Below are 245 nucleotides of genomic sequence, written 5' to 3'. Positions count from 1 at the left end.
TTAGCCGACTCTTCACCTTGCAGGGCTTTATCCAATATCCCTTTAACCGAGGCCTTGTAATCATCGGTGATAAACCCGGCCACCAGATCTTTTCCCATGACATCAATCTTAGCAAAGCCGGTGAGCTGCTCGGCGCGCTGGTTCCATTCGTTCACCAGACCCGCGGCATCAATCCCAAAAATAGGGGCATTGGCCGTATCGATTAACTGGGTTAAATCATGGGCGACACTTTCTTGCTCCTTACG

The 245-nt window shown here is 50.6% G+C and carries 1 protein-coding gene; it reads right to left on the bottom strand.

Annotated features, from left to right (window positions below; all coding sequences use genetic code 11):
- A partial coding sequence (locus H4J57_RS19720; protein WP_182244014.1) for a PAS domain-containing protein occupies positions 1-245 on the bottom strand: 245 nt, incomplete at both ends.

This window comes from Colwellia sp. BRX8-7 (assembly GCF_014077275.1).
Lineage (GTDB): Bacteria > Pseudomonadota > Gammaproteobacteria > Enterobacterales > Alteromonadaceae > Colwellia_A.
Note: the sequence above shows the minus strand (reverse complement) of the source record. Positions and strands in the feature narration are given on the sequence as shown.